This window comes from Candidatus Enterococcus wittei, from assembly GCF_002140175.1.
GTDB classification, from domain to species: Bacteria; Bacillota; Bacilli; order Lactobacillales; family Enterococcaceae; genus Enterococcus_B; species Enterococcus_B wittei.
Genome location: NZ_NGMO01000003.1, coordinates 471656 through 481247, shown reverse-complemented (window position 1 = coordinate 481247; position 9592 = coordinate 471656). Strand labels below are relative to the sequence as shown.

Genomic DNA, 9592 nt, shown 5'->3' with positions numbered 1-9592 from the left:
TAATTGAATGGTGGTTTGGTGGGTCCCATATTTAATCACTTGTCCTTCGTTTTTAACCCCACATTTTGTACAACAAGTGGGAGTGTAATCTAAGCGTCCATGAATCACGTAGGAGGTAATGCCTCCTTCTTTCCTTTCAAAAAGCCAATTTGTAGGGAAAATGATATTTTCATCTGTTAAACCGAGTAATTTTTTAGTATGATAGTCCATGGAGATATCCTTTCTTGATGAGTTTGTTTTAGACGACTTAATTCTATCAATTTAGATATCTCTTTTTCTATCTTTTTTTACAAAAAAATAGTGTTAGTAGAAAACAAAATTGTTTCCCACCAACACTAGATATTATAGAACCGTTCTTTTATTTTACAAAAAAACAATTCAATCGAAGACTTTATGACGGTTGATTCTTTTTCCAGAAAGCTATATGCTTGGGTAGTTAGTATATTTACATAAAAAGAAGTAAGGAGGGTGCTGTATGTATCCCAAAACAAAAGAAATTATTCTAAATAAATTGGAAGCAGGATATTATCCGGGGATAGTGGCTGCTTTTTTAAAAGACAACCAAGTAGATAAATTGATCTCAGGAGAAGCACAAGTCGTTCCAGTCACCCGTCCGATGTCTGAAGACATGCTGTTCGATGCCGCATCGTTGACAAAAGTGATTGCTACAACTAGTTTAGTTCTACGTTTATTGGAAGATGGGAAAATCGCTTTAGACACTCCCTTAAATGTTTATTTACCACGTTTTGAAAATCAAACAATCACGATCCGTCATTTACTGACACATACGTCTGATATAAAAACATGGATCCCAAATCGTGAGAAACTTTCCCAAGAAGAATTGATTTCTGCTTACCTTCAACTTCAACCAGGAGACCAGTTGGGAAAAGTGGTGAAATACACAGATGCAGGAACAATTCTTTTGGGTTTAATGTTGGAAGAGATTTTCCAAGAAGACGCAGTTGAACTTTTTCAAGAACAGGTTTTAGAACCTCTTGGGATGATAAATAGTTTATTTTTACCGATGCCTTCAGAAAAAATCGTACCTACGGAACAACTTTCTTCTGGTGAATTGATCCATGGTATCACCCATGATCCAAAAGCTCGGGTCCTAGCAGAGCATGCAGGAAATGCTGGTTTATTTATTAATTTAGCTGATAGTATCAAGTTTGTCCAAATGTATCTTCAATATGGGACAATAAAGGAAGGACGTTTTTTAGAGGAAAAAACCATTCGGTCTTTATTAGAAGATCAAACGCCTACTAACGAGGGTGGACGTTCACTTGGGTGGGACTTAAAAACAGATTTGACTGATTCCCACAATATCCTTTTTCATACAGGATATACCGGGACCTTTTTATTGATCGATGTTCTCGAACAAGAAGCGTTTATTTTTTTATCGAATCGGATACATCCAAATGATCATCGGGAAGAATATGTGAAATGTCGAGATGAAATTATCAAGATTTATTTACAAGAGAAAGCGTTATACAAAAAATAATGCTATAATAACATTGAAAATTGAGAGGAGTTTGAGATATGCAAGAACCTATGTTTTTAAAACCTGTTTTTCAAGAAAAAATCTGGGGTGGAAGTCGTTTACGTACTGTTTTTGGCTTTGATATACCAAACGATAAGATCGGTGAAGATTGGGCCATCAGTGCGCATCCTCATGGAGTAAGTGTGGTCGAAAACGGCTCTTTCAAAGGCTGGAAACTAGATGAATTATGGAAAGAACATAAAGAGTTATTCGGGCATCCCACTGAACCAGTCTTCCCCTTGTTGATTAAAATTTTAGATGCGGAAGATGAGTTGTCTGTTCAAGTCCATCCCGATGATACTTACGGTATGAAACATGAGGGAGAGCTAGGTAAGACAGAATGTTGGTATATCATTGATGCTGAGCCAGGAGCAGAAATCATTTATGGTCATCATGCAAAAACGAGAGAAGAATTAGCTGAAATGATCAAAGCAGGTCGTTGGGATGACTTATTGAAAAAAGTACCTGTTAAAAAAGGGGACTTCTTTTATGTACCTAGTGGCACAATCCATGCGATAGGGAAAGGGATCATGATTTTAGAAACGCAACAAAGTTCAGATACGACCTATCGTGTGTATGACTATGATCGGAAAGATGATCAAGGAAACACTCGGGAATTACACATCCAACAATCAATTGATGTGACAACTGTTCCTGCTAAAACACCTGAATTACAAATCAAAGAGATACGCAAAGGCAATTCTTCGATTGTGACTTATTTGGAAACCGAATTCTTCAATGTTTATGAGTGGGATATTAAAGGAATCACTTCATTTAAAAAACAAGCGCCTTATACATTGATGACGGTCATTGACGGGGCTGGTGACTTGGTTGTTGATGGAACCTCTTATCCTTTAGAAAGAGGAACCAGTGCGATCATTCCAGATGGAGTCAATGAATGGATGATTCAAGGGGAAGTATCAATCATCGCTTCTGAACCAGGAAAATAAATTTTAGTTTAGAAAGTCAAGGTCTTTGTGACGGATTCTCGAGCGATTAAGAAAAAAATCAGGAGAATAGGAGATGAAGATGCTTTTCAGATAGTTCATTATCAAAATGTATGGGTGAAAAGTACTTCTCCTGTTGTTTGAATGATCATTGGATCTCAAGAATCAAATAAGAAAATATGACTGAGTTGGCTTATAGATAAAAGAGGTTGGGACAAGTGTTTAACGCCGAGAAATAAGAAGTAATTCACGGAAATCATTTTTTTTAATTTTTGTGAATTTCAGCTTGTTTTCGAAAGAGATGCTTGTGTTTCAGCCGTTGATACGTATTTAGAGCGTGGAGCAAAAGGGTTATTTACTTTTGTTCTACGTTCTTTTTTACGTAAAATAAAATAGTTTTGTTTTTCATCCTTGAAATAGCTTTCAAAGTGTGCTATATTTTTGGTGTCGAATTAAAACGTTTTAATAAACGTTTTAAAGCTTTTTTATTCATTTGATGAAAAAAAGGAGAGAACTAGAATGAATACGATTACAGTTATAGGAAGTATTAATTTAGATCGGACGATTCGGGTGAAACATATGCCTAAACCTGGTGAAACGATCCATACAAAAGAAACATTTTCAGCAGGAGGCGGCAAAGGAGCCAATCAAGCAGTAGCTGCAACTCGTTCAGAAGCAACAACTTATTTTATCGGTGCAGTAGGAACAGACGAAGCTGGCAAAGCAATGACTGATCTTTTGACACAAGAAGGAATTGATTTAAACGGTGTGGTCACATTGGAAAATCAAGCTACAGGACAAGCCTATATCATCGTGGATGATCAAGGGGAAAACAGTATCATGATCCATGCGGGTGCAAATAATGCTTTTACTCCTGATCAAGTCAAAAAAAGTAAAGAAATAATTGAAAAAAGTGATTTTGTCATCGCACAGTTTGAAAGCGCTCTAGATAGTACGGTAGAAGCTTTCACGATTGCTCAAAAGGCGGGAGTCAAAACGATCTTGAATCCAGCTCCTGCACTAGAAAATGTACCAACGGAATTATTGAAAGTAACAGACATGATCATTCCAAACGAGACAGAAACAGAAATATTAACTGGTATCTCTATCACGGATGAAGCGAGTTTGCAAGAAGCAGCGAAAGCGTTCCATCAATTAGGGATTGAAGCAGTCATCATCACGATTGGTAGCAAAGGGGCTTATTATGATATTGAAAATGGAGCGAGTGGTATCGTACCAGCATTCAAAGTGAATGCAGTTGACACGACAGCAGCTGGAGATACCTTTATTGGTGCAATGAGTAGCATCTTAGCGACTGATTTCAGTAATCTAGAAGAAGCCATTCGCTATGGAAATAAGGCTTCATCACTCACTGTTCAACGTTTTGGTGCGCAACCATCAATTCCTTATAAAAATGAATTGAACTAAAGAAAGGATGTTATTACAATGAAAAAAACAAAAGTTATTAATTCAGATATCTCACGCGTGATTGCACAAATGGGGCACTTTGACAAATTAAGTATCGGAGATGCTGGGATGCCGGTTCCGATGACTACTGAAAAAATTGATTTGGCAGTGACTAATGGAGTTCCTAGTTTTATGGATGTATTGACGAATGTGTTAGAAGAATTGGAAGTTCAACGTATCTATCTAGCGGAAGAAATCAAAACAGAAAACCCTGATATTCTTTCAGAAATCAAAAAAGAATTGCCAGATACACCAATTACTTTTATCCCACACAGTGAAATGAAAGCAGAATTAAACAATTGTCATGCATTTATCCGAACTGGAGAAATGACACCATATGCTAATATCTTATTAGAAAGTGGCGTCGTATTTTAAATAATAGGAGGAAATTAAAATGAATGCAACAGCATTATTGATTGGTTTAGGACCACTACTGGGTTGGGGGCTATATCCAACGATTGCTTCTAAAATCGGTGGCCGACCAGTCAATCAAATTTTAGGATCTACTTTGGGAACATTGATATTTGCACTTATTTTCGCATTAGTAAAAGGAATGGGCTTACCAACAGGAATGGACCTAGTCTTTTCAATTCTTTCAGGTGTAGGTTGGGCAACGGCACAAATCATTACTTTCCAATCCTTTACATTGATTGGATCATCACGAGCAATGCCAATCACAACAGCCTTTCAACTATTAGGAGCTTCTTTATGGGGAGTCTTCGCTTTAGGAAATTGGCCAGGAACAACGGCAAAAGTATTAGGTGGTTTGGCGCTTGTATTGATTATTATCGGTGCTTGGATGACCGTTTGGACAGAAAAAAAATCGAATGAAAAGAGCAGCTTATTAAAAAAAGCAGTCCTTTTATTAGCTGTTGGTGAAATTGGTTACTGGGCCTACTCCGCGGCTCCGCAAGCTACCTCAATTGATGGAATGCATGCGTTCTTACCCCAAGCCATCGGTATGCTTCTTGTCGCAGTCATTTATACAGCGGCTTTAAGTTTTAAAAAAGGTGAAAAATCTGCCTTTACTGAAGTGGTTTCTTATAAACAAATCTTTTCTGGATTTTTCTTTGCCTTTGCTGCTTTGACTTACCTTATTTCAGCACAACCAGATATGAATGGTTTAGCAACAGGATTTATTTTATCCCAAACTTCTGTTGTGTTAGCTACTTTAACTGGAATCTGGTTCTTAGGACAAAAGAAAACCAAAAAAGAAATGGCTGTCACAATTATTGGTTTGGTGCTTATTTTAGCTGCAGCAACAATAACAGTTCTTATATAAAACGAAATTGGTAAAGAATGAATCTTGTTCTTTATCAATTTTTTTGTAGAAAAAAGATAACGGAAACTGTTAGAATAGGATTATCAGAAAGAAATGTTTCTGAAATCCATATTAAAGCCTAAATAACTGGCTTGGAAAAGAGCTGGTAATCAGGTGGTTGAATTTTTGAAGGCGCTTCCTGTTCGGTCGAGAATTAAGTTGAAGTGTTTTTCTCAATTGATGCATTATTTTAAACAAATGCTTATGCCAAATCTCAGTATCTTTATTACTTGGGGTTTGTTATCTATAATAACGAATAACTTATCTGGAGAGTTGCAGCGTAATTTACTTGAAGTGAACCACTGGTTGACTTATTTATTGTTGCCTATATTGATTAGTTATTCTGGTGCGAAAATTTTTAATCAAAAGGCAGCCGTAGCTGGTGCAATAGCCTCCTTGGGGATGATTGTGGTTTCTGATTTTGCACCAATCTTTGGAGCCATGGTGATTGGCTTATTGACCGGTAGTGGATTTCAATGGCTGTACAAATGGGTTTCACCAAGAATAAAACCTGGATATGAAATGTTAGTGAATAATCTATTGGTTGGAGTCAGTGGGGGACTTACTTGTATCATGGGGATTCTAATTATCCAACCAGTGGTAGAAAGATCTTTGATGAATATAGGTGCTCTTGTTTATTGGCTGATTGAAAAAAATCTATTGCCTTTTATTAGTCTGATTATTGAACCCTTAAAAATATTTTTTTTGAATAATGTTATTAATCATGGAATATTGACTCCTCTAGGTCTCGAATTGTCACAAAAAACAGGTCATTCGATCTTATTTTTGATGGAAGCCAACCCAGGTCCAGGTGTCGGTGTGTTGGCTGCAATGATTTTATTTGCAGAAAAAGAAAAGAGTATAAAAGCTAGTGGCGCATTAATGATTCAAGCAATCGGTGGTATTCATGAAATCTATTTTCCATTTGTATTGATGCAACCTGCTCTTTTTTTTGCAGTGATATTAGGCGGAGCAACCGGAACATTGACTTTTCAATGGTTAGACATTGGCTTGAGTACCCCAGTATCTCCTGGCTCTTTAGTCGTAATTTTAGCGAATACACCGCCACTACAGATATTAGGAGTGACTTTAGGGATATTCCTTAGTGCTTTGGTTACATTTACGTGTGCTTCTATACTTCTAAAAAAACACAAGCCAACCCCTGTTAAATCAACCTCATCAAAAAAGGAGCTCTCAATGAATAACGAATCAATTAGTGAAATTATATTTGCCTGTGATGCAGGAATGGGGTCTAGTGCAATGGGTGCCGCACTTCTTCAAAAGCAACTGGCATTTGATCATATTCGTATCCCAATCACTTATCGATCCATTGCGGAATTAAAAAAAAATCCAGAACAGTTAGTGGTTGTTCAAGAAAATTTTTTACCTTTAGCTAAAGAAAAGGTAGAAGACAGTCAAATTTTACCAGTGACACATTTTTTAGAAATAGATGAATATTTACCATTGATCAAACAGCGAATCAATAATCAACCTTCACAAGAACTGGCTAAACAAACGGTGCAATCAAGAAAAGGTAAAGTACAAAAGGTGGTTTTTTTATATGAAAAAAATCGTCGTGGTTCACAAACAATGGGGATGATAGTCTTGAGTCGGATCGCTAAGGAGCATCAAGTGTTCCTCGATATCCAAAAAGAAGCAATTGAACAGCTGATAGAAGAGGAACAAATCCTTTATGTAACAGACCAAATGATAGCAAAGAATTATAGCTTAGAGGAGCGTGTGAAACATTTGTTGATTGTTGATCATTTCGTAGGGACGCAAGAATATGCAAAATTAGTAAAGGAAGTGGACATCGATGTATTTGTCACCCAGAGAGAAGCAACTACTGACAGAACTCATCACTAGTCCGTCACCAGTTTCGATCCAGCGCCTGATGAATCTTTTGAAAATGAGCAGACGAACTGTTTATCGAGAACTTGAACAGCTTGAACTTTCGTTAAAAGAAGTTGGCGCTACTTTAGAAAAAGTTTCACGTGGTTCATTTACGATAAAGGCAAGTGAAGAAATCAAGCACTTGCTCCTACGAGAAATGGAAGAACAATTTTTAGAACTGTCTACTTCACAAAGGCAGCATGCGATCTTACTGGAATTGCTAACCACAGATCAACCTTTGTCATTGAACTATTTTATGGAACAGTATTTGATTAGTAATACGACTTTTTACGGGGATATCAAACAATTGGAAACAAATATGAAGCAACTTCCCTTAAAAATCATTCGTAATCGTGGTTATGAAATCACCGGTCCAGAAAAATATCGACGTTTATTGATAGCCAATGTCATGGCGCTAGAAATCAATGAGTATGAGATTTTTCATCGTGCTCAATTTGAGGATACGACGAATTATTTTTTTCGCTTTATCAATACAAAATATCTTCTACTGGCACGTAAAGTGATTCATGATGAATTGATTCAACAACAGACAGATCTCAGTGATCGAAAACTTGAGCATTTAGTTTTGATGTTAAGCATTACGATCGATCGAGTAACGAAAAAATATCTACTAACGAATGAAACTTATACTGGCTTAGTCAACAAAGATTTATTACGGATCGCCAAAGCTTTATTTTCAAAAGTCGGTATTGAAACCAAACAACTCTATCCAGTCAACGAAATTGTTTTTTTTGCTAGTTTATTAAATGATTTTTCAAATTCCTTTGATCAAAATTTTTTTGAAGAGACTTTTGATACACAGTTAGCTTATTTAGTAAAACAATTAATCGAAGTTGTCAGTCAAGAGACAAATAGCCCTTTTTACGAGGATGAAATGTTGTATAAAATGTTGCTGACACATCTATCAGGTGTATTTTCACGCGCTGTTTTACAAGAAGAACAGTTGACGAATCCTATCTTAGAAAAAATCATGTTTCAGTACCAAGAAATCGCCCAAGGTATTCGTTACGCAATCGAATTGATTTTTCAAGAAAAAAAGTTATCAGAAGAAGAGATTGCCTATATGGTTTTACACTTTGCGAACTCATTAGAAAAAGCACCGAAAGATAGTACGATTAAAATCGCTGGTTTTTCACCAAGTGGATTGGCTTCGACAAGTATGCTTGAGCTGAGACTAAAACGCTATTTTCCTTTTATCCAGCACATTCATTTTTATCGGATCGCTGACTTGAAAAATATCGATCTAGAAGAAACATATGATCTAGTTATTTCCACATCGATTCTTACTGGGTATGATGGCAAGTATCTATTAGTTTCACCTTTACTTCTTGAAGAAGAGGTGAAACAACTGAAAGAAGAATTTGCTCGTCTAGAAGAAAAAAGAATTAAAGGTAAAAGCCAAATTTCAAAATCGCAACCAACAATTGAAGATAACTATGAAAAAACAGTCAGAATGATGGAAAAAATCAATGGACTTTTAGGTCAGTTCTTTATTCAGGAACTCTCAAATGCTACAACAATTGAAGAGACGGTCCAAGAGATATTCTCCTACCTTCCAAAGGAGATTATTCAGGATGAGACAAAAGTCTATCAACGCTTAATGCAAAGATATCATCAATCTCCCGTAGGTATCCCTAATACGAATATGGGATTGTTTCATACATCTAGTTCCCAAGTCACTGAACCGGTTTTTTGTATCTTTCATCTAGAAAATGAACTTGAGATTGAAGGAATGGACAGGAAGCCCCTTTATTTATCCAGAATGCTCGTGATATTGGCACCTTCTCCAATTGATGAAATTACAGGAAGATTACTTGGGAAAATTAGTGGTGCACTTATCATGAACGATTTAAATACTGAAATCTTTCGTTCAGGAAATCAGGAAATCGTCTATCAATTATTATCCAAAATATTGATCGATGAAATGAAAAAATAAAGGAGCTAGTGGAATGATTGAAATTTCAAATGAATCTATTTGGCTAAATCAAAGCTTTGACTCTTGGGAACAAGCATTGAACAAGATAGGAGAGATCCTACGAGAAGCAGGTTATATCACGAAAGAATATATTGCTTCAATGATTGACAGACAGAAGTTAGCCAGTGTATATATCGGAAATTTTGTAGCACTCCCCCATGCTTTAGCAAAAGATGAGCATATCATCAAAGAAAACATTTTTTTATTTCAAGTACCAGATGGGGTAGATTTTGGAGCAGAAGAAGAAGAAAGAGAAGTAGCAACGATTTTGTTTGTTGTCGTTTTGAAAGAAAAGCACCAGTTAGAAAATTTACAAGAACTTGCTTTTTTATGTTCAGATGTCGATCAGGTAATGGCTTTAAGTGATGCACAAACAGTCGATGAAATTCAAATCATTTTAAAAAAAGCTGCTGACTTTTAAATGTTAA

At 36.2% G+C, this 9592-nt stretch carries 9 protein-coding genes; 8 read left to right on the top strand and 1 reads right to left on the bottom strand.

Annotated features, from left to right (window positions below):
• Positions 1-210 (bottom strand): transposase (locus A5844_RS14305; protein ID WP_086285034.1); only part of this gene is annotated, 210 nt, incomplete at its 3' end.
• A 265-nt stretch (positions 211-475) separates the two neighbouring features.
• On the opposite strand from A5844_RS14305, the gene A5844_RS09975 reads away from it, so the two are divergent.
• The 8 genes from A5844_RS09975 to A5844_RS09940 all read left to right on the top strand — a co-directional run bounded on the left by A5844_RS09975 (position 476) and on the right by A5844_RS09940 (position 9585).
• Positions 476-1501 (top strand): serine hydrolase domain-containing protein, encoded by a 1026-nt coding sequence (locus tag A5844_RS09975; protein ID WP_086285033.1) that lies wholly within the window; start codon positions 476-478, stop codon positions 1499-1501.
• Between the two features lie 38 nt (positions 1502-1539).
• Positions 1540-2490 (top strand): mannose-6-phosphate isomerase, class I, encoded by a 951-nt coding sequence (gene manA / locus A5844_RS09970; protein WP_086285032.1) that lies wholly within the window; start codon positions 1540-1542, stop codon positions 2488-2490.
• A 516-nt stretch (positions 2491-3006) separates the two neighbouring features.
• Positions 3007-3915 (top strand): ribokinase, encoded by a 909-nt coding sequence (gene rbsK / locus A5844_RS09965; protein WP_086285031.1) that lies wholly within the window; start codon positions 3007-3009, stop codon positions 3913-3915.
• Between the two features lie 18 nt (positions 3916-3933).
• A complete protein-coding gene (rbsD, locus tag A5844_RS09960) occupies positions 3934-4329 on the top strand; it encodes a D-ribose pyranase (RefSeq protein ID WP_086285030.1) in 396 nt (131 codons plus the stop codon).
• A 19-nt stretch (positions 4330-4348) separates the two neighbouring features.
• Positions 4349-5236, top strand: a complete 888-nt coding sequence (gene rbsU / locus A5844_RS09955) for a ribose/proton symporter RbsU (protein WP_086285029.1) — start codon at positions 4349-4351, stop codon at positions 5234-5236.
• 219 nt (positions 5237-5455) lie between these two features.
• Entirely contained in the window at positions 5456-7141 is a 1686-nt protein-coding gene (locus A5844_RS09950; protein ID WP_086285259.1) for a PTS transporter subunit EIIC, read from the top strand.
• Positions 7092-9125, top strand: coding sequence for a BglG family transcription antiterminator (locus tag A5844_RS09945; RefSeq protein ID WP_086285028.1), 2034 nt, complete (start codon positions 7092-7094; stop codon positions 9123-9125). The genes A5844_RS09950 and A5844_RS09945 overlap by 50 nt, the downstream gene beginning before the upstream one ends.
• A 13-nt stretch (positions 9126-9138) precedes the next feature.
• The gene (locus tag A5844_RS09940) at positions 9139-9585 is read left to right on the top strand and encodes a PTS mannitol transporter subunit IIA (RefSeq protein WP_086285027.1); all 447 of its coding nucleotides are present in this window, start codon (positions 9139-9141) and stop codon (positions 9583-9585) included.
• Positions 9586-9592 lie beyond the last annotated feature (7 nt).